Raw genomic sequence first — 19,427 nt, 5'->3', positions numbered from 1 at the left:
CTCTGGATTGGGGCTGTAGATTTCCTAAAGGACATCCAAACCGAACTGAAGGTATAGGAGATCGCTCCAGTGCTGGAAGACGCTTTAAGCAGTGACACAGAACACCCCGGCAACGAATAGGAAGCCGCTAAAGTAGATTCCAGAGAAGTCCAAGGTACCCTTGAGGATGATTATGAACGCTCGCGCAATCAATTTTCAAGACCAGGCAAAACACCAAAACGGTTCGCCGGTTTCATTGACCACCGGCACAGTTCCAAGGCGTTTTAATCTAGTCACCTCGGTATCTGGAGGACACCAGAACCAATCCCTGCGCTCCCTACGAGCTTTAGCAAAGGAAAAAGCTCAGCATGGCGATCGCAACGGCGCGATCGCTATCCTGACGACTCTCATCGAACTGAACCCCAGCAGTGCCACTGACTATAACAACCGGGGGTTGATTTATTTCCAGAACGGTCAAAAGGAGCAAGCGATCGCCGACTATAACACGGCGTTGGAACTCGATCCCCACTTGGACAGTGTTTACAACAATCGCGCCAACTACTACGCTTCTTTAGGACAGTTGGCAGAAGCGATCGCGGACTACGAGATGACCCTGGATCTCAACCCTGGCAACGTTCGGGCTTGGATCAACCAAGGGATCACCTTTCGGGATCTGGGACTTTACGACTTGGCGTTAGAGAATTTTGACCTAGTGCTGAGATTAGGTCAGCTACAAGGGAATATCTACGCAGAGCGGGGTCGTACCCATCATCTGCACGGCGACTGGAACTGCGCGATCGCTGATTATCAAAACGCTTTGGCTGTGCTTGCTCCTTTTGGTTCTGCCGGACGCTTGCGCTTGCAAGTCGAAAATTGGATGAACCAACTGCTGAAACCTATCAGCGCTTGAGGAACCATTTAAAATTCAAAAAAATTCAAAATTCAAAATATTTTGAATTTTTACTCATCAGTCGTATTGTTATCCAGCCACACAACTGGACGCTGAGAAGGGTCAACTCGATGGCTTTGTTCCTGCATCACGCTTTTGGCTTGCTGGGGATCGAAGTAGCGGCTGAAGTTATTACTTAAACGATTGACTCTTTTTTCTGTGCGCTTCACTTCTTGTCGGATTTCTCCTAGCTTTGCTTGCTGGGACAGGTGATAAGGCAAAAGTTGCACGAGAGCGGCGATCGCTGCCGATGAAAGCACTACATTTACTGCTAATTTAGCTGTCGTTTCGATTGCGATCGCTCGGTTAGGATGGCGTCGCGGTTGTCGCCGCGTCCGAGGAACTATCCGGCTGTTTGGTGCCGGTTGCTGATGAGGTTGTGAGGGTTCAATAGCATTCATGGTGTCAGGATACCACTCTGGACGCAAGCGCCACTATGTCTGTCGATAGATGTCAAAGGCTTTAAGGGAGGTACCCCTGCCTAGAGTTGCTGCAAGTGAATTAAGAAGCTAGGGATTGGATGCTAAGGACTAGAAACCAGGGGAAGAGGGAGCGGGAGAAGGGGAGCCGATGTGTACTAAAGCCCTGTCATTCCCTCACTCTCTCTTGCCATCAGCGGCTAGTCCCTAGCAAGGGGTGACATCTACTTGTACAGTTCCGTTGATAGCCGGAATGCCATGATGCCAGCAAACAGCGCCACAACTAAAGCAATATACACTTGGGTATCGGATATCGACATCGTTTACCAACTCCTTATTTCAGGTTTATAGTTCAACAATTTCGGCTAAATTATGCCCAATATAAACATCTTGTAACAAGATGCAACACAGCCGCGTAAAAATTCTAGCTCCATTGTTTGGCTTGCTTAATGGAATTTTCGACTAATTTTTCCCGACAAAGGTTAAGCTTAATTAAGACAGCAATCATTTTGGCACAATTTAGCCAGTTAATTTTTGCTTTTAGTTTGATAGTTCCAGTTTGAAGCTTGCGTGAATGCTAGACCAAATCCTGAACTCTCCGCTCAATCCGGGACTGGAAGCTCCCCTTGTACTGCTTGTTCTAGTTGTATTAGAGGCAGTGCTGTCAGCGGATAACGCGATCGCCCTAGCAGCTATTGCCCAAGGTTTAGAAGACAGCACGCTCCAGCGTCGCGCCCTCAACTTCGGATTAGCAGTTGCCTACATCCTCCGAATTACTTTGATTCTGACAGCAACCTGGGTAATTCAGTTCTGGCAGTTTGAGTTATTAGGGGCACTCTATCTGCTTTGGCTGGTGTTTCAGTATTTTACTTCCGATGAAGGGGAAGCTCAGGAACATCATGGGCCGCGATTTGCTTCTCTATGGCATGCAATTCCGATAATCGCCGTCACCGATTTAGCTTTTTCCCTCGATAGCGTCACTACAGCGATCGCAATTTCTAAAGATACCTGGCTGGTTCTCACCGGAGGTACGATTGGAGTGATTACGCTGCGGTTTATGGCTGGCTTATTCATCCGTTGGCTCGATGAATTTGTCCATCTTCAGGATGCTGGCTATATCACCGTTGCCCTTGTCGGATTGCGATTGCTCTGCAAAGCGATTCAGCCAGATTTGGTGCCGCCAGAGTGGTTAACCATTGCCTGTATTGGGGTGATATTTGCCTGGGGATTTTCTCAGCGCGTCCCCGCTGAGCAAACCGCAGAGATTCAGCAGAAGGAAGAGCAAAAGCGTTAGGCAAAAAAAGATTGAAAATGGCTAATCGCCGATGGCACATTGTTTAAGCGCCGTTCGCGATTAGCCGTTGGTGATTTACTCGTAGATCCAGGAAGTCAAGCTCGGCTTCCAGCTCACCAGTTCTTCATCTTTAAACCACAGAGCAATCTCGCGCTGCGCGGTTTCGATAGCGTCGGAACCGTGGATGAGGTTGCGACCAATACTGACTCCATAATCGCCGCGAATTGTACCCGGTTCAGCGGTCAGTGGGTTAGTCGCCCCAATCATTTTTCTAGCGGCTGCGACCACTCCATCGGCTTCCCATACCGTCGCGACTACTGGGCCAGAGGTGATAAACTCGACCAGACCCGCAAAAAACGGTCTTTCTCGGTGTACGTCATAGTGCTGCTCTGCCAGTTCCCGGCTCACACTCATCAACTTTAAGCCAACCAGAGTAAAACCTTTGGCTTCAAAGCGCCGGATGACCTCACCCGCGAGGTTGCGCTGTACACCATCAGGCTTGACCATGACAAATGTCCGTTCCAAGTTTATCTCCTTTAGATTTTACAAACTGATACAAAACACAGATTAGACTAGAAGGCTTTTTAACGCAAAGGGCGCAAAGGTTTACGCAAAAGGATACGAAGATCAACTTAAAGTAAATTCCCACCGCGTTGACACTGCCAAATTGAGCATCTCACCCAAATCCCCCTTGGCGTACCTTTGCGGTTTCCTTCGCCTACCTTTGCGTTAAAAGTTTAAATGAATTGGTGCCGATCTACCCGTTATGACGTTCTAAGGCTAATTGAATCAGTTGATCGACTAATTCTGGGAAAGCAACACCCGTCGCCCCCCAAAGTTGGGGATACATACTCGTTGCCGTGAAACCAGGCATGGTATTAATTTCATTAATCAATACTTCGCCAGTGGCTTCAACGTAGAAAAAGTCCACCCGCCCCAAACCAGCCCCATCAACTGCGGCAAACGCTTGAAGAGCCATTTCTTGGATTTGAGTGGCAACGGCATCTGGCACTCTCGCGGGGATCGCTAAATCCGCTCGTCCCTGGGTGTACTTCGTTTCGTAGTCATAAAAATCACTGTCAAAGGTAATTTCTCCAACGACGGAAGCCTTAGGATTGTCATTTCCCAAAACCGCACATTCTAACTCCCGCGCCACCACGCCTGCTTCCACGATGAGGCGACGGTCGTAGCTGGCAGCGTTATCGAGGGCGGTTTCTAACTCAGCACGCGATCGCACTTTGGAAATTCCCACCGATGAACCTAAATTCGCCGGTTTCACAAAACAGGGATAACCGAGTGTCGCTTCAATTTGTTCGCAAAGCTTGGGGAAAACACAGGGATTCGACCACACTTGCGAGCGATTAACGGTGATGTATTTCACTTGAGGCAATCCTGCATTGGCGAATGCCATTTTCATGGCAATTTTGTCCATTCCCATCGCAGAACCTAAAACCCCAGTCCCGACAAAAGGCACTTGCATTAATTTAAGCATTCCCTGAATGGTGCCATCTTCCCCATTCGGGCCGTGGAGGATGGGAAACCAGACATCTACCTCAGCAGCTTGGGGGGGAGATTGCCAACGATTGAGGTCTGGCGATGGGATCGTAAGTTCGGTATTCGGTGATGCGTTTTCGTTACTGGGTAATTGTTGCGGAGAATTTTCTGAGGCCAGTTGGGATTCCGGGGGTCTTCCAGATGCTAAAACTTGTTGAGCCACTTCCCCGGCTTGCCAACGTCCATCTTTGTGGATGTAGAAAGGCAGGAGTTCGTACTTAGCGCTGTTTTGGTCGGCACTCAAAGCTTGCGCGATCGCCCGTGCCGAACTTAGCGAAACTTCATGTTCTCCCGAACAGCCCCCAAACAGCAATCCCACCCGCATTTTATTCATTTCGGATATTCCTGACACTGCACACCGCCGATAGTTTACTACAGCCTAGAGGCGTGAGACGAACTCCGATACGGAAACTCCCTCAACCCTCTTTGTTATGATGCCAGTGTTATTTGCCTCGCTCAGGAGCGGACAACGAGTTTCCAGGGACGTTGGACAGTCATCGCTTCTTCCGGCTCCAGCACGGCAATCCGCCATCCTCTGCCCCAAGGTCGCGCCAGGACGACCCGATCGGGATTTGCTGCTTTGACCTTTTGAGCCGCCGTAGTGGTCAACTCGCTCAGTGCGATTTTTTCCACGGCTAGAGGTGCGCGAGCGACTGGCGTCAGGTCTGGGGGAGCCTGAATGGTGGGTGTTGCCGTGGGGACTGGGGTTGTGGCGATGGAAGCCTGGAGGCTTGGTTTGGCGGTGGGGAGGGGTGCCGTGGCGGTGGAAGTCTGAATCGCCTGTACCGGGGGTTTTTTGCCCTTGAGCTGAAGCGGTTCCTGTTTAGGAAGAATCAGTTGACGAGTGCTAGCACCCAATAAGTAAGTAAAGCGGCAAGTCAACCAAGCAATGCTTCCCGCAGCAATTGCCGTCCAATACACCAATATCAGACTGTTGTATAAAGTGTAAGCAATGCGAGGGGGAAGATAAACGGCTTCCTGTAAGTCTCGCCGGAGGAGTGGAAGGCGGGAGCTTACTTCAAGTTTCCACAAGGTGATAAATGTTTTCATAGCAGATGCTAGCACCGCGAAATCCTCTGAGCCACCTAAAAATCTTATACCGGCACTGGCTGATGCACTTCCAATGGTTCCCCAGTCAAACTAAACGCGCGAACTTCGGTGATTTTGACTTTCACCACTTGACCTTTGAGTTCGGCAATGTTGCCGGTAAAGAAGGTGAGACGGTTGCCCCGCGTACGTCCCATCACCTGGGTGGGATCTTTGGTATTTTGATCTTCTACCAAGACTTCTTCGATGCGACCGAAGTAACGCTGGGACGCTTGAGCCGCTTTTATGGAAACTAAGTGATTGAGACGTTGAAGGCGATCGCTTTTTACCTGTTCGCTCAGCTGATTCTCCCACAGGGCTGCTGGCGTTCCCGGACGCGGAGAATAAGCAGCCGTATTTAACAGGTCAAAACCAATATCTTCCACCAGCCGCAGCGTATTCTCAAACTGTTCCTCGGTTTCTCCAGGGAACCCGACAATCGCATCCGCACTAATCGAGGCATCTGGCATATACCGGCGAATCGTGTCAATGATGCGGCGATATTTCTCGTGGGTATAACCCCGTCCCATTGCCTTCAGAATCTCGTTATCTCCTGACTGGAAGGGAATGTGGAAATGTTCGCACACGTTGGGCAATTCGGCACAAGCTCGAATTAACCTTTCGGTGAAATAGCGCGGATGGCTGGTTGCAAAGCGAATCCGGTCAATTCCCGGCACATCATGAACGTAATAAAGCAAGTCTGTGAGCGTATTCTGGTGACGCCCTTCTGCCGTGATTCCTGGCAAATCCCGCCCGTAGGCGTCGATATTTTGCCCCAGCAGGGTGATTTCCTTATATCCTTGCCGCGCGACTTCCTCCATTTCGGCGCGAATCGCTTCTGGAGTCCGCGATTGCTCGACGCCGCGAACGCTTGGAACCACGCAGTACGTACAGCGTTCATTGCAGCCGTAAATTACATTCACCCAAGCTGTCACTTTACTGTCGCGGCGCGGCTTGGTGATGTCTTCAATGATATGAACTGCCTCAGTCGCCACTACCTGATTACCGTTAAAAACTTGTTCCAGCAAATCTTGGAGGCGATTGGCGTGTTGAGGTCCCATGACTAAGTCTAATTCTGGCACCCGCCGCAACAGTGCTTCCCCTTCCTGCTGAGCGACGCAACCCGCAACTACCAGTGTCAAATCTGGTTGTTCGTGCTTGCGCTTCGCCTGTCTGCCTAGATAGGAATAAACTTTTTGCTCAGCGTTATCCCGAATGGTGCAGGTGTTGTAGAGGATCAGGTTTGCATTTTCAGGTTCTTCTGACCATTCAAAGCCCATATTTTCCAGGATGCCAGCCATACGCTCTGAGTCGGCTTTGTTCATCTGGCAGCCAAAGGTGGTGATGTGATACCGGCGGGGAGAAGTGGTCATGGACGGCTACAACAAATCAATGAAAGTAATCGGAACTGTATATCTATAGTACCTATCTGGAGAATACAGCTATCGCGTCTTTACATCTAAAACTGCCAGAACTGCCCGTAAGCGTTGCCAAAGTTCGAGAGCGATCGCTCTCACGGTGCCCAAGCACCCACGATCCAAGCACCTATAACCCAAGCAGCGGTGAGTCAGCGTTCTTGAATCTTCAGGCAAGCCTATATTTTCTGACGCTTGTAAAAAATTGCGGGAACAAAGTAGGACGTTTATTCTACGAATTCCGCAATAAATTACAGCATCCTAAACTCAGTTATTCAAATTGTTTTGCAATTTTATCCTGATTATGCATCAGAGAGTCCGAATCAGGCAATAGAAGCTCTGACGAGACATCTACTATGCGCCTTTACAGCTCCCTCTTCTTATCAAGCCTATTAGTTACTGGCTTCGCGGTGAATTTACCAAACCTTCGGGATCGCTCGGAAAATTTGCACCAAGCAGATTCAACCCAAAAACACTTATTTACTCATGATTCAAGGCAGGACAGTGCCCATCGCGGTAGCGGACGAAGAGGAAAAGGAAATTCTGAAGCCGCTTTGAGGGGGTTGTTTCATCTTGATTTGACATAGAAGCGCAACCCAGCTTCCCCTAGTTCTACAGGTCGGTTTTTCTATTTTCTGTGAGGATTAAAACAGTCAACATCAGCCAAATAATCGCCAAATTTTAAAAGCCCGTTTTCTTGAATAAAGCGGGCTTTTTATATTATCTTTTTGAATTCGTCTACTTTGCCTTAGTTTTGAAAAATTAGCTAATTACTTAGCAAAAAAATTGTAGATGTAACCCTGAAAATCAGCGAAGCGGGCGATCGCGCTCTGGGTTGATGAAGGAGTCGCCGGATGATACAAAAGGCGAGATTTCGCCCATTGAGGGTCTGTAGGGGCGCAAGCAAGAGTGCCCCTACAGAGACAAAAAGACTTCAAAATAACGTTGATAGAACCCTAAGCTGGTTTCCAGGTGCCGTGGAAGCTAGGAGGGATTGTACTAGGTAATCCCAAACGACACGCGGGTTGCTCCGAAAGGCGATCGCTATTCATAACCCAGACTTCGCTGGTATCAGTGTTGCCGTCATACACCACCGTTAACACCCAACCCTGTTCGGGATTCAGGGCATCAGGGGCATAGATGGGTTCTGAGGGATAGCGATTCTCATCCAAATCGGCTTCCTCTAGGGTGCCAGTTTTGGCGTCAAAACGAGCGATCGCGCCAAATTGTTCTTGGCTAATCTCTACACCTTGCCGATGTACCGATAGATAGGTTTGGGGCGAAGCTTGACCAACCAGATGCTGTGGCACAACCGGGAACTCACAGTGCCGATCTAAGACTTCTTGGATGCTTGTTACCTGGCTAATTGCCGGGTTGAGATGGATTTGCCACAGCGTACTCTTGGCAGGAGTCCGGGTTTCACCCGTCGCGACTTCCTTGAGATACTGATTGGTCTGAAAGTCTTCGTAGCGGACAACATCCACAATCACCGATCCGCTGGCATCCACATAGCCATTCGCAAAGTGCCACTGATACCAGGGTTCAGTTTCGCCACGACTCACCAACGACAGGGTTTCGCGGTCAAAAACCAAAAACTGAGTACCGAGGTTTGGTTGCCACTCCAGCGCATCGCTATAGCTGGTTATGCCTGTTAGCAACGGCAGCACGTTCACTCGCACTGGCGGCACGAAAAAGACTAAATACTGCCCAGCAAGGACAAAATCATGCACCATTGGGATGCCATCTAGTTGAACTGCCGCCTTTTGCAGAATTTTGCCTGTAGAGTCACTTTTATAAATATTCAGCGTTGCATTCCGTCCGGGTGAAATCCCAAAGTTAAAAATTTCCCCAGTCTGGGCGTCGCGCTTGGGATGAGCGGAATAATGTAATCCGTCACTCAGTTCCGATAAATTCTCTAATCCCCAAGTTTCCAAGGTTTGCAGGTCGAGGGCGTGGGGTTTGCCGCCTTCCCACAGTGCCAGCAGTTTATCCGGCAAAGCGAGTACCGAGGTATTGGCGGCATTTTTAATCGGTTTGAACCATTGATTCCAGATGGGGCCTGGTGCGGTCATGCCATAGTTGCCATAGAGCAATTGATTCGCTTTGGCTTCCTCTTGGTATCCCTCTGATTGAACGTAGCGATAGACACCAGAGGCACCAGCATCGCTGAAATGCACCCCTAGAATCGCACCATCCCCATCAAACCAGTGTCCCACCCGGATGCCGCCACGTTCTAAGCGGGCTGGGCCGTTGCGGTAGAGGGTGCCGCGCAAACCTTCCGGTATGTTGCCGGAAAGGAGTGGGAGGGGAGTCAGGGGAAATTCTTGTGCAGGTTGGGCGATCGCATTTGCCCAAGCTTTACGGGTTGACGGTTTCGTGGCTGTGGTCATAGTTCAGAAATAGAACGCAACAGAATGGGGATAAAATTAAGTAATGTTAAGCAAGGTCTTTCTTGAGTGTGAACGATCTTGCGGGCGTGCTGCTATATGAGAGGAAGTGCGATCGCAAAACGCCGACGTGTCGGTTCGCATCCTATGATTTACAGGGAAGGGATCGCGATCGCTAGAGCAAAAATTGGCTTTATATGAAGAAACTGATTAGAGGGCTGCGTGAGTTTCAAAGCAACTACTTCAGCGAACACCAGGAATTGTTTGAGCAACTCGCTCACGGTCAGAAACCGAGGGTACTGTTCATCACCTGCTCTGATTCTCGCATCGATCCGAATTTGATTACTCAAGCGGCTGTCGGCGAACTGTTTGTCATCCGTAATGCTGGCAACCTGATTCCGCCATTTGGAGCAACCAATGGCGGCGAAGGCGCAAGCGTTGAATACGCCGTTCACGCTTTAGATATTCAGCAAATTGTTGTCTGCGGTCACTCTCACTGCGGTGCAATGAAGGGACTGTTAAAATTGAGCAGTTTGGCGGCAGAAATGCCCTTGGTTCACGACTGGTTAAAGCACGCAGAAGCGACCCGTCGGCTGATTAAAGAAAACTACACAGAGCTTTCTGGTGAAGAACTTCTGGAAGCCACGATTGCTGAGAACGTGCTAACGCAAATCGAAAATCTGCGGACTTATCCAGCAATTCGCGCTAAACTTCACCGAGGCAAACTGTCTCTCCATGCCTGGATTTATCACATTGAAACGGGAGATGTTTGGGGATACGATCCGATTCGTCAAGAGTATTTGCCACTCTACAGCCAACTTTCCACCAATCAGGATGAATCTGTAGAGCCTAAACCTGAGCGAATTGCCTCAATGCTGTTATCTCCGGAGCAAGCAGAACGAATTTACAGGGGTTCTGCCGCGAGATAAAGGTGTGGGTTATCAAGCGTTTATCTGCTGGTATCTGCAATTTCAATTATTAGGAACCAGCAACCTGAAAATCCTTGCCTCTAATAGGGGTTGGATTTTTAGGTATTTTTACTTTCATTTGTGCAATGGTAATTTGTAGCCTCCACATTAAGGGGGCTATCGGCTTCAAAATTACGCCTCACGGTCTTGATATTAAAAAGGAATTTGAGATCAAAAATTCCAACTTGATCGGCGTTAAAAGGAAATCTGCGATCGCACGTCTCAAAGGTTTAGAAATATGCGATCACTTACTTTTAAAACCTACCGACTTGCTGCTTCAGCGGTTTCTGACTTCTGGGCAGATCCCTGAGTTCCTAGCTGAATTAGCTCAATCTTGTAGCCATTCGGATCTTCTACAAAGGCAATCACCGTGGAACCGTGCTTCATTGGCCCCGGTTCCCGCGACACCTTGCCGCCACGCGCCTTAATTTCGTTACAGGTGGCGTAAATATCATCAACGCCAAGAGCTATATGACCGTAGGCATCTCCCAGGTTATACTGCTCTACGCCCCAGTTGTAGGTTAATTCCACAACTGTATGGTCAGATTCGTCACCGTAACCCACAAATGCCAGCGTGAACTTCCCATCCGGATAATCTTTGCGGCGCAGTAACTTCATGCCCAGCACGTCGCAGTAAAATTTCAAAGACTCTTCTAAGTTGCCGACTCGCAACATCGTATGTAGCATTCGCATCGTTTTGATCCCGAATTCCTTTTTAATATGACGTTTGAGTGTCCGCTCAGGACGTATTCTATTTCAATCCCCGATCGGGATCTTTACACAACAACCCACGCCACCATAGAAACCATATTACATTCAGCCACGCTAGGTGTTTTCGACAAGGGATGACCACCGCTATAACCAGCTGGCTAAAAAGCCTATCTAAGGTTTGCTGATGTGTGAGACACTTGCAATTTTGCTACTGAAGGGTGAAACGGAATGATTAACACGCCAGATACTGCCATCGACGCCATTGTGGCTCGTGAAATTCTCGACTCGCGGGGGCGTCCTACAGTGGAAGCCGAAGTCTATCTCATCAACGGTGTGATGGGATTGGCTCAAGTTCCCAGTGGCGCTTCTACAGGGACTTTTGAAGCCCACGAACTGCGGGATGAGGATGCCAGCCGCTACGGTGGCAAAGGCGTCCTCCAAGCCGTCCAGAATGTTGAGGAGAAAATTGCTCCTGAGTTGTTGGAGATGGATGCGCTCGATCAGGTTTTGGTTGACCGCACGATGATTGAGCTGGATGGCTCGGAAAATAAATCGAATTTGGGAGCCAATGCCATCCTCGCCGTCTCCCTGGCAACCGCCAAAGCGGGTGCGGCGGCTCTGGAATTGCCGCTCTATCGCTATCTTGGGAGTCCCTTATCGAATGTGCTGCCGGTGCCGTTGATGAACGTGATCAACGGCGGTGCCCACGCGGATAATAACGTGGATTTCCAAGAATTTATGATTGTGCCAGTCGGCGCGTCTTCATTTAAGGAAGCGCTGCGTTGGGGTGCTGAGGTGTTTGCGGCTCTCAGCAAAGTTTTAAAGGACAAAAACTTGCTGACTGGTGTTGGCGATGAAGGCGGTTTTGCTCCTAATTTAGAGTCCAATCAAGCGGCTTTAGAACTATTAGTGGCGGCGATTGAAAAGGCTGGCTATAAACCCGGAGAAGACGTAGCGCTGGCGCTAGATGTTGCTGCCAGTGAGTTCTATAAAGAAGGGCAGTATGTCTACGATGGCTCATCTCACTCTCCGGCTGACTTTATTGAGTATCTGGGTAAGTTGGTGGGACAGTATCCGATTGTCTCAATTGAGGACGGACTGCACGAAGAAGACTGGGAAAACTGGAAACTATTCACCGAGAAAATGGGCGATCGCGTTCAACTCATCGGCGACGATTTGTTTGTCACTAACCCCATCCGTCTACAAAAAGGCATCGAGCAAGCCGCAGCAAACTCAATCCTGATCAAACTCAACCAAATTGGTTCTCTTACGGAAACCCTGGAAACGATTGAACTGGCTACTCGCAACGGATTCCGGTCGATTATCAGCCATCGCTCCGGCGAAACTGAAGACACCACGATTGCTGATTTAGCCGTAGCCACGAGAGCCGGACAAATCAAAACAGGTTCGCTTTGCCGCAGCGAACGGGTGGCGAAGTACAACCGACTGCTGCGAATTGAAGATGAATTAGGCGATCGCGCCGTCTATGCCGCTACGATTGGGCTAGGCCCCCGCTAAAGCGGATTATTCGGGCAGTTTGTGCCAGATAATCGGGTGGCTCGTTCAGGAATTCAGTCAATTTGTCTGTTGTCTATAAAAGGATTGACCGACTTTTGCACAACTCAACATGAAACTAAAAATCCTGGCGATCGCCACCCTATTTGCTCCCCTGTCCGTGTCAGCAGCCGTCCGCGCCGAAGCAGTTAGACCATTACTTCAAATCCAACCTTGTAATAACTGTCAGCTCATTGGCGCTGCTGAAACGACGCCAGACGCTCAAGAGGATTGGCAGGAGTTTTCTTCCTCTGAAGGGGGCTTTGTGGTGTTAATGCCGGGAACCCCAGAGGAAGAGACACATACCGAGAAAGCTGAAGAAGGCGACGTTGAGCAGCATTTGTTTACAGCCGCTACGTCGGATGGTGTCTTTTTAGTCTCCTATGCTGACTTTGCCAACGAGATCGATCGGCTAGAGGCTGAAGAACTCTTGGATGCGGCGACTGAGGGTTATATAACGGATGGTGCGAAGTTAATCGCTCAGCGCCCAATTTCACTGCATGGAAGTCCCGGCAGAGAAATTAAGTATAAAGATTCGGACGGTTCTATTGGTCAATGTCGGATTTTTCTGGTGAACAAGCGGCTGTATCAAGTCAGCACGCTTGGTTCAAATACCAAGGATGTTCAAAAGTTTTTCGGCTCATTTCAATTGATGCCGTAATCAAAGCATTTGGAGTATTTTTTCACATAAACTCATTCACATTTTGTGGGGGCGTGTTTGTGCCATGCCCCCATACCAGGAATAGGGAGTGAATAAATACTACGACCTGCGATCGCTGTTTGCCAGCCAATTATTTTAGATACCCGTTTTCTAAACTAGAAAACGGGTTTTTGGTATGTACCTAGCGATCCAATATTTTATTGGGCTGCGACTGAGTCGCGCGATCGCGTCAAATTTTTCTCGTCGCAGCTAACTTCAGTAAGCCCCTCTGATTGCCAACACCAGCCGCTCATTCGACGACTCCGAAAAAACGATCCCTCAGCCATCCAACTCAACACCCAAAAATCTAAAAGGCGATCGCTACGGGTAAAAACCGAGTTGAGGTAAACCTAGGGTTTCTTCCATACCCAGCATCAAATTGAGACATTGGAGAGCTTGACCAGCTTGACCTTTGATTAAATTATCAATCGCTGACATAACAATGACCCGATCCGTGCGGGGATCAACTTCGATGCCGATATAGCAAAGATTAGTCCCGCAAGCCCATTTCGTTTGAGGGTAGATGCCGCCTGGTAATATTTTGACAAAAGGCGAAGCACGGTAGAAAGCTGAAAAGATGGTAATTAAGTCTTCTCGCACTAACCCCGGATCGCGCAAGTTGGCATAAACGGTTGCGAGAATCCCGCGCACCATTGGAATCAAGTGAGGGGTAAACTGCACTGTAACTTCGTGACCGGCGAGATCGCTACAAACTTGCTCAATTTCGGGGGTATGTCGGTGCCGTCCGCCAACACCGTAAGCTCCTAGCGTATTATCTGCCTCAGCCAACAACAAATTGGTTTTCGCTTGCCGTCCGCCGCCGGAGGTGCCAGATTTGGCGTCGATAATCGCAGTTTCTGGTAAGACTAACCCTTGCTTGAGTAGCGGCGAGAGTGCTAGCAAACTGGCGGTGGGATAGCAACCCGCACAACCTACTAACTGGGCGTCGGCAATGCGATCGCGGTATAGTTCCGGTAAGCCGTAAACCGCCGTAGTTGCGAGTTCTCGGTCTTGACGTTCTCCACCGTACCAAGCTTGATAGGTTTCCGGGTTGGAAAATCGGTAATCGGCGGATAAATCCAGTACTTTGCACCCCTTCGCCACTAGCGTCGGTGCCATCTGATAGGCAAGACCATTGGGCAAAGAGAGAAAAACGGCTTGACAGCGATTGGCAATGGTATCTAAATCAAGCGGTTCTATCTTTAAGTCAACACGATGACCTAAATGGGGGTAAAGGTCGGAAAAGGACTTTCCAGCGCTACTCTCACCACCTAGGTAAACCAGTTCGACTCCTGGATGCTCCATCAAGAGTCTTACAAGTTGCACACCACCATAGCCTGACGCGCCAACAATTCCAACAGGCACGCGCCCTAAATCACCCATGATGCTTGTTCCCTAAAAAGTTTAAATTTTAAACGCTCAGCGGTCAGCAAAGCGCAGTCAACCAAAGTCAGTACTGAGCGATCAGGATACGGCATTGCCATGTCCCTAATGGTTGCTGAATAGAATTTCTTTGTCATTGCTTATTCCTCAGTCCTGCTAAAAGCTGATGGCTGAAAGCGACTTTTGCTGCATTGTAGTATTAAAACCAAGATTTGGTGGTAGAAATATCAGCGTTATCATTTAGGGTTACAAGGTTAGCTGCGGGGAATTCAAGGTTGGCTAGAGCAACTGTTCGGGGAGTGACCGACTCTTTTGGGAATTTATCCTTATAGAAAAGCACCGCTCCAATTGATATTTTGGGCGGTGCTGCGTGGTCTAATTAGCGTTATAAATCAATATCATGACATATTGCGCTTCTCACTTGAACCAAATGTGGCAGAAGAACCTAACGCCCTAACTCTCTTTTAGGCAAGGTGCGAGGGAATCCTTCTTTCCCTTAATTCCTACTTATAGCAGTCATAAATGAGTTGTGAAGGCGAGATCCTCGACAAGTCTTACGAAGTTGGGGATCTGAAGGGCTGACATCACACAACTCAATTTGGATCGCTATAGCAGTCCGAGGGGATTTCTATGAGATATTTTAAACGAATCGTCTTAGCGAGCGAGCATAGCTGAGGGCGTCCACGCTATAGAATATAGAAGATAAGAGAAACGGAGAAAAAAGAATATTTCACTTTTTTTTAGTTACTATCTATGAATCTCGATTTAGTTATTTATATAATTATTTTTTAAGTTTATATTTTAATCCCAAAACGGTAATATTTTGTATTTTAATCGAATTACTTTCATAGAAATAAATTTAAAAAAACTAATAATGTGAGATTCATTTATTCAATTTGTTTTAACAACTCGGAGGGAGATACGCTTAAAGCTTTTGCTAAACGGACGATATTAACAAGGGAAACATTTCTCTCGCCCCGCTCAATACCACCGATGTAGGTGCGGTGTAACCCAGTTAATTCTGCTAATTTTTCCTGGGAAAGTTCGCGTGTCTTTCTCAATTTTCGGAGTTGTTTGCCAAATTTTTCGAGTTCGGGATTAGCCGCCATAATTGAGAAAGAAGGTTGTTTTAGATAACGATAAGTCTACAGACGATAAGTATCAATTTGAGCGATCGCCGTCGAATTCGCGCGATCGCGCCGCTGGGGGCTGCCCACAGGCTACTCTCAAAAAGAGATACTGGATCTATGGTTTATTGCGCTAATTAATCTGTGGAATTGTCTCAAAGCAAAGACGCGCAAAATCGCGCTTCTTCAACCCAACCGTTTAAATTTGACGCGATTGACGCCGCCTTGGCAGACCTGAAGGCTGGGCGGGTGGTCGTAGTAGTCGATGATGAGAGCCGGGAAAACGAAGGCGACTTGATTGGCGCGGCTCAGTTCGCCACGCCCGACATGATTAATTTTATGGCGGTGAATGCAAGGGGTTTGATTTGTCTGGCGCTGACAGGCGATCGCTTGGACGAACTGGATCTGCCCTTGATGGTGAGTAACAACACCGACAGCAACCAAACGGCCTTCACCGTCAGCATCGACGCCGCACCGAATATGGGAGTTCGTACCGGCATCTCAGCGGAGGATAGGGCGGTGACGATACAAGTCGCCCTTAACCCAGCAACCCAGCCAAATGACTTGCGCCGTCCCGGTCACATTTTCCCCTTGCGGGCGCGGGAGGGGGGCGTCCTGAAACGAGCCGGTCATACAGAAGCCGGTGTTGATTTGGCAAGATTGGCGGGATTGTACCCGGCTGGGGTGATCTGTGAAATTCAAAATCCTGATGGGTCGATGGCGCGGTTGCCACAGTTAATCGAGTACGCCAAGACTCACCAACTGAAAATTATTAGCATTGCTGACTTAATTAGTTACCGCCTCAACCACGAACGGTTTGTCTGCCGCGAGACGATTGCTGAACTGCCGACTCAGTTTGGGAATTTTCAAATTTACGCCTACCGCAACAGCCTGGATCAATCCGAACACGTTGCAATTGTCAAGGGAGACCCAGCCGAGTTCTCAGACCACTCAGTGATGGTGCGGATGCACTCAGAATGCCTCACGGGTGATGCTTTGGGTTCTATGCGCTGCGACTGCCGAATGCAGTTGCAAGCGGCGCTGAAAATGATTCAGAATGCCGGGTCGGGGGTTGTGGTTTACCTGCGCCAAGAAGGACGGGGAATTGGGCTGGTTAATAAATTGAAAGCATACTCGTTGCAAGACATGGGGCTGGATACCGTCGAAGCAAACGAGCGCTTAGGTTTCCCTGCTGACTTGCGGGATTACGGGGTGGGGGCGCAAATTCTCAACGATTTGGGAGTGAAAAAAATTCGCCTGATCACGAATAATCCCCGCAAGATTGCAGGTTTAAAAGGTTATGGCTTAGAGGTGGTGGATCGGGTGCCGCTGTTGATTGAGGCGAATGATTATAATTCCATCTATCTAGCGACCAAAGCGAAAAAGCTGGGTCATATGCTGTTGCAAACGTATTTAATCACCGTAGCGCTGCACTGGCAGGATGAGCTGGAGTCAGTCACAAAGCGCTACGAACGATTAGAGAAACTGCGGCATTTGGCAAAAACTCACGATTTGTTGTTGCAGGAAGAAACGCGACCTGTTGGGATTGCTTTGTTCGGCACGCCATCGTTAACTGTTCATTTGGGTTTTGACCAACCGAATCTGGCGTCACCGGATTGGTATCAGCAGACAGGACATCCTTACGTCCGAGCGATCGCGCAAATTCTGGATGCTTTGAGCGCGTGGCCTCAGTTGCAATATCTAGAATTTATGGTTTCGACGGGAATAGACCCCCTGACAGGCTTACAAATCCAGCTAGACCGGCAGAACTTCCCCGCAAGTACCCTGCCTTCGTCAGTTTGCAACCATTTAGAAACCCAAAAAATCTACAGCTTTCAGAGTGGTGAGGGCTAAGTAGAGTTAGGACTGAGGACTGAGGGCTGAGGACTGAGTAGAGTTAGGGCTGAGTAGAGTTAGGACTGAGGACTGCGTAGAGTTAGGACTGAGGGCTGAGGACTGAGGACTGAGTAGAGTTAGGGCTGAGGACTGCGTAGAGTTAGGAAGGTTTTCAGCTAACGTTTGTGAGCTTTTACTTGATGAGCGTCTAAGTAGATTGGGATAAATAAACTTAACGGATAGGACTGTTTATCGCTCATGGAAAATTGAAAATTACCATGCACAATCAACGATGAACGGGCTTATTGAGTTATGTTTATTGTCACCCAGTTACTTAATTCCGTAATTTCTAGTAATGAAGCGATGCACTACGGATATAAAGCTATCACCGTTATAGGAACTGCCGCCTTACTTAGTGGAGGGACGACAGCTATCTATGCACAGACTCAGCCCCTACTCTTTCCTCAGCACTCTTTCCCCAGCACTCTTATAGTGGCTCAGTCGAGTGCAGAGGAATTATTCAATCGAGGGATGGAGAAGTATAACCAAGAAAACTATAGCGGCGCTTTCAATGATTTCACCGCTGCAATTCGCCAGGATGCCAACCTGACTAAAGCCTACTACAGCCGAGGGTTGGCAAGGCGGAAGCTAGGAGATAATCAGGGAGCGATCGCAGATTACACGGAGTTGCTAAAGCGAAATCCCCAGAATGCCGATGCCTACCTCAACCGGGGTGTAGTTTATGCCGACCAAAAAAAGTATGGGGAAGCAATTGAGGACTACACTAAGGCGCTGAATCTCGACCAGAAAAATGCGATCGCTTATTACAACCGGGGAAACGCCCGCAGTGCCCTAGTAAATCCTAGAGGAGCCGTTGAGGACTACAGCAAAGCGATTCAGCTTCAGCCTAGGGATGCCACCGTCTACGTGAATCGGGGGAATGCTCGCGTTCAACTGGGAGAAACCCAGGAAGCGATCGCTGATTTTACGAAGGCTCTGGGTCTGAACCCTAATCTAGTAGAAGCTTATTACAATCGCGGGATTGTCCGGCGGCGGCTGGGAAATATCAAGGAAGCGATCGCGGATTATGACCAAGCCATCCAGCGCGATCCCAACAATGCAGCAGCTTACTACAATCGAGCGATCGCTCGTCAGCAAATCGGTAATCCTCAAGCAGCCATTGCCGACTATACCGAGGCGATCGCTATTTCTCCCAACTTTGCTAAAGCTTATGGCAACCGGGGGCTGCTGCGCTACGAAACCGGCGATGCTAGAGGCGCAATTGAGGATTTACAAGCATCTGCGCGACTTTTCTCCGAGCAAGGATTAACCGCTGACTCTCAAAAGGCATTGCAATTGCTGAGACAGTTAAAATAGACCGCCTCCGTCATCGAAATGAGCCAGTGCCCATCTTCTGATACATCCCAACCACGTTCTGAGGTGAAAGTCGGTCAGGGTTGTTATTTTTCGCAAACACCGCTGGAATTTTGTACACCCTTTTTCAGAGGAGATAGGGTAGAGATCGTGTGCCGCTTCGCAAGGATACGTCTCTTTAATTACAGCAAATCCAACCGCATCTCATTACTTTCGCTAAAGCCAAGACTAGAGTAGACTGGCTTACCTGGTGGGGAGGCGTGTAGGATAACCCTTGTGCAGTTAAGCGATTTTAGATGGTCGATCGCACAAAGCGTAAGTTTCTTGGCAAGTCCCTGTCTGCGGTGAGGCGGTTCAACGTAAACTCCCCAGATGTATCCATATTTGCGAGATTCCGGTTTGAGGATATGCGGGTAAAGACCAGCAAACAGCTGACAACTTGCTGAAGCGATCGCTCTCCCATCAATCTCCGCCACAAAAGCTTTGTGGCATCCCTCTTTTCGAGCGCCTTCTATAAACTGGAGCGTAATGTTGAGCCAGTCAGACTCAATAGAATCAGAAGGAACATGATTATCCAGCCACATTTGATAAAAATGTTGAGCAATTAGAGAATCTTCCTCTGGAAAAGCTTCTCTGATATAAATTTCTCGTTCCATCACCACGATACGGGTTCATTCTTATTTTACGGTCA

19 protein-coding genes are annotated in these 19,427 nt (G+C 48.7%); 7 read left to right on the top strand and 12 right to left on the bottom strand.

From position 1 onward, the window contains the following. The first annotated feature begins 172 nt into the window (after positions 1–172). A complete protein-coding gene (locus tag NDI44_RS01935; RefSeq protein WP_190413322.1) occupies positions 173–889 on the top strand; it encodes a tetratricopeptide repeat protein in 717 nt (238 codons plus the stop codon). A gap of 50 nt (positions 890–939) precedes the next feature. Here the strand turns inward: NDI44_RS01935 and NDI44_RS01930 are convergent, their stop codons facing one another. Both NDI44_RS01930 and psaM read right to left on the bottom strand, forming a co-directional pair. Next, the gene (locus NDI44_RS01930) at positions 940–1,329 is read right to left on the bottom strand and encodes a hypothetical protein (RefSeq protein ID WP_190413320.1); all 390 of its coding nucleotides are present in this window, start codon (positions 1,327–1,329) and stop codon (positions 940–942) included. Positions 1,330–1,571: 242 nt separating this feature from the next. Next, positions 1,572–1,667 (bottom strand): photosystem I reaction center subunit XII, encoded by a 96-nt coding sequence (gene psaM / locus NDI44_RS01925; protein WP_190413318.1) that lies wholly within the window; start codon positions 1,665–1,667, stop codon positions 1,572–1,574. Between the two features lie 254 nt (positions 1,668–1,921). Between psaM and NDI44_RS01920 the strand changes: the two genes are divergently transcribed. Further along, positions 1,922–2,641, top strand: a complete 720-nt coding sequence (locus tag NDI44_RS01920; RefSeq protein WP_190413317.1) for a TerC family protein — start codon at positions 1,922–1,924, stop codon at positions 2,639–2,641. A 75-nt stretch (positions 2,642–2,716) separates the two neighbouring features. On the opposite strand, the gene ndk is transcribed toward NDI44_RS01920, so the two are convergent. The 6 genes from ndk to NDI44_RS01890 all read right to left on the bottom strand — a co-directional run bounded on the left by ndk (position 2,717) and on the right by NDI44_RS01890 (position 9,086). Beyond that, the gene (gene ndk / locus NDI44_RS01915; RefSeq protein ID WP_190413315.1) at positions 2,717–3,166 is read right to left on the bottom strand and encodes a nucleoside-diphosphate kinase; all 450 of its coding nucleotides are present in this window, start codon (positions 3,164–3,166) and stop codon (positions 2,717–2,719) included. Between the two features lie 232 nt (positions 3,167–3,398). After that, the gene (locus NDI44_RS01910) at positions 3,399–4,529 is read right to left on the bottom strand and encodes a D-alanine--D-alanine ligase family protein (protein ID WP_190413313.1); all 1,131 of its coding nucleotides are present in this window, start codon (positions 4,527–4,529) and stop codon (positions 3,399–3,401) included. Positions 4,530–4,651: 122 nt separating this feature from the next. After that, complete coding sequence (locus NDI44_RS01905; protein WP_339380701.1) at positions 4,652–5,245, bottom strand: hypothetical protein; 594 nt, start codon at positions 5,243–5,245, stop codon at positions 4,652–4,654. 44 nt (positions 5,246–5,289) lie between these two features. Then, complete coding sequence (gene miaB / locus NDI44_RS01900; protein ID WP_190413310.1) at positions 5,290–6,654, bottom strand: tRNA (N6-isopentenyl adenosine(37)-C2)-methylthiotransferase MiaB; 1,365 nt, start codon at positions 6,652–6,654, stop codon at positions 5,290–5,292. Between the two features lie 69 nt (positions 6,655–6,723). Then, complete coding sequence (locus NDI44_RS01895) at positions 6,724–6,873, bottom strand: hypothetical protein (RefSeq protein ID WP_190432246.1); 150 nt, start codon at positions 6,871–6,873, stop codon at positions 6,724–6,726. Positions 6,874–7,652: 779 nt separating this feature from the next. After that, complete coding sequence (locus tag NDI44_RS01890) at positions 7,653–9,086, bottom strand: carotenoid oxygenase family protein (RefSeq protein WP_190413308.1); 1,434 nt, start codon at positions 9,084–9,086, stop codon at positions 7,653–7,655. A 194-nt stretch (positions 9,087–9,280) separates the two neighbouring features. On the opposite strand from NDI44_RS01890, the gene NDI44_RS01885 reads away from it, so the two are divergent. Continuing rightward, positions 9,281–10,012, top strand: coding sequence for a carbonic anhydrase (locus NDI44_RS01885; RefSeq protein ID WP_190413306.1), 732 nt, complete (start codon positions 9,281–9,283; stop codon positions 10,010–10,012). A gap of 300 nt (positions 10,013–10,312) precedes the next feature. Here NDI44_RS01885 and gloA read toward each other — a convergent pair whose 3' ends face one another. Further along, positions 10,313–10,744, bottom strand: a complete 432-nt coding sequence (gene gloA / locus NDI44_RS01880) for a lactoylglutathione lyase (protein WP_190413304.1) — start codon at positions 10,742–10,744, stop codon at positions 10,313–10,315. A gap of 246 nt (positions 10,745–10,990) precedes the next feature. On the opposite strand from gloA, the gene eno reads away from it, so the two are divergent. Together eno and NDI44_RS01870 are read left to right on the top strand one after the other, a co-directional pair. After that, on the top strand, positions 10,991–12,280 hold the full coding sequence (eno, locus tag NDI44_RS01875) for a phosphopyruvate hydratase (RefSeq protein ID WP_190413302.1): 1,290 nt from the start codon (positions 10,991–10,993) through the stop codon (positions 12,278–12,280). 109 nt (positions 12,281–12,389) lie between these two features. Further along, entirely contained in the window at positions 12,390–12,977 is a 588-nt protein-coding gene (locus NDI44_RS01870; RefSeq protein ID WP_190413300.1) for a hypothetical protein, read from the top strand. Between the two features lie 360 nt (positions 12,978–13,337). On the opposite strand, the gene argC is transcribed toward NDI44_RS01870, so the two are convergent. Together argC and NDI44_RS01860 are read right to left on the bottom strand one after the other, a co-directional pair. Next, positions 13,338–14,399, bottom strand: a complete 1,062-nt coding sequence (gene argC / locus NDI44_RS01865; protein ID WP_190413299.1) for an N-acetyl-gamma-glutamyl-phosphate reductase — start codon at positions 14,397–14,399, stop codon at positions 13,338–13,340. Between the two features lie 887 nt (positions 14,400–15,286). Further along, complete coding sequence (locus NDI44_RS01860; protein ID WP_190413297.1) at positions 15,287–15,508, bottom strand: helix-turn-helix transcriptional regulator; 222 nt, start codon at positions 15,506–15,508, stop codon at positions 15,287–15,289. Positions 15,509–15,670: 162 nt separating this feature from the next. On the opposite strand from NDI44_RS01860, the gene ribBA reads away from it, so the two are divergent. Both ribBA and NDI44_RS01850 read left to right on the top strand, forming a co-directional pair. Continuing rightward, positions 15,671–17,380: a bifunctional 3,4-dihydroxy-2-butanone-4-phosphate synthase/GTP cyclohydrolase II gene (gene ribBA / locus NDI44_RS01855; protein WP_339380700.1), complete on the top strand. Its 1,710-nt coding sequence runs from the start codon at positions 15,671–15,673 to the stop codon at positions 17,378–17,380. 294 nt (positions 17,381–17,674) lie between these two features. After that, the gene (locus tag NDI44_RS01850; protein WP_190413293.1) at positions 17,675–18,739 is read left to right on the top strand and encodes a tetratricopeptide repeat protein; all 1,065 of its coding nucleotides are present in this window, start codon (positions 17,675–17,677) and stop codon (positions 18,737–18,739) included. A gap of 179 nt (positions 18,740–18,918) precedes the next feature. Here NDI44_RS01850 and NDI44_RS01845 read toward each other — a convergent pair whose 3' ends face one another. Next, complete coding sequence (locus NDI44_RS01845) at positions 18,919–19,392, bottom strand: GNAT family N-acetyltransferase (protein WP_190413290.1); 474 nt, start codon at positions 19,390–19,392, stop codon at positions 18,919–18,921. Positions 19,393–19,427: the final 35 nt, after the last annotated feature.

Source organism: Trichocoleus sp. DQ-A3 (assembly GCF_039961975.1).
In the GTDB taxonomy this organism is placed as follows: Bacteria; Cyanobacteriota; Cyanobacteriia; order Cyanobacteriales; family FACHB-T130; genus FACHB-T130.
Note: the sequence above shows the minus strand (reverse complement) of the source record. Positions and strands in the feature narration are given on the sequence as shown.

Bases quoted from the DNA above. Each gene is read 5' to 3' on its own strand.
- gloA (WP_190413304.1), bottom strand. From the start codon at position 10,744: ATGCGAATGCTACATACGATGTTGCGAGTCGGCAACTTAGAAGAGTCT.
- NDI44_RS01920 (WP_190413317.1), top strand. From the start codon at position 1,922: ATGCTAGACCAAATCCTGAACTCTCCGCTCAATCCGGGACTGGAAGCT.
- NDI44_RS01910 (WP_190413313.1), bottom strand. From the start codon at position 4,529: ATGAATAAAATGCGGGTGGGATTGCTGTTTGGGGGCTGTTCGGGAGAA.
- psaM (WP_190413318.1), bottom strand. From the start codon at position 1,667: ATGTCGATATCCGATACCCAAGTGTATATTGCTTTAGTTGTGGCGCTG.
- NDI44_RS01890 (WP_190413308.1), bottom strand. From the start codon at position 9,086: ATGACCACAGCCACGAAACCGTCAACCCGTAAAGCTTGGGCAAATGCG.
- NDI44_RS01850 (WP_190413293.1), top strand. From the start codon at position 17,675: ATGTTTATTGTCACCCAGTTACTTAATTCCGTAATTTCTAGTAATGAA.
- NDI44_RS01885 (WP_190413306.1), top strand. From the start codon at position 9,281: ATGAAGAAACTGATTAGAGGGCTGCGTGAGTTTCAAAGCAACTACTTC.
- NDI44_RS01870 (WP_190413300.1), top strand. From the start codon at position 12,390: ATGAAACTAAAAATCCTGGCGATCGCCACCCTATTTGCTCCCCTGTCC.
- eno (WP_190413302.1), top strand. From the start codon at position 10,991: ATGATTAACACGCCAGATACTGCCATCGACGCCATTGTGGCTCGTGAA.
- NDI44_RS01845 (WP_190413290.1), bottom strand. From the start codon at position 19,392: ATGGAACGAGAAATTTATATCAGAGAAGCTTTTCCAGAGGAAGATTCT.
- NDI44_RS01930 (WP_190413320.1), bottom strand. From the start codon at position 1,329: ATGAATGCTATTGAACCCTCACAACCTCATCAGCAACCGGCACCAAAC.
- NDI44_RS01860 (WP_190413297.1), bottom strand. From the start codon at position 15,508: ATGGCGGCTAATCCCGAACTCGAAAAATTTGGCAAACAACTCCGAAAA.
- NDI44_RS01935 (WP_190413322.1), top strand. From the start codon at position 173: ATGAACGCTCGCGCAATCAATTTTCAAGACCAGGCAAAACACCAAAAC.
- argC (WP_190413299.1), bottom strand. From the start codon at position 14,399: ATGGGTGATTTAGGGCGCGTGCCTGTTGGAATTGTTGGCGCGTCAGGC.
- miaB (WP_190413310.1), bottom strand. From the start codon at position 6,654: ATGACCACTTCTCCCCGCCGGTATCACATCACCACCTTTGGCTGCCAG.
- NDI44_RS01905 (WP_339380701.1), bottom strand. From the start codon at position 5,245: ATGAAAACATTTATCACCTTGTGGAAACTTGAAGTAAGCTCCCGCCTT.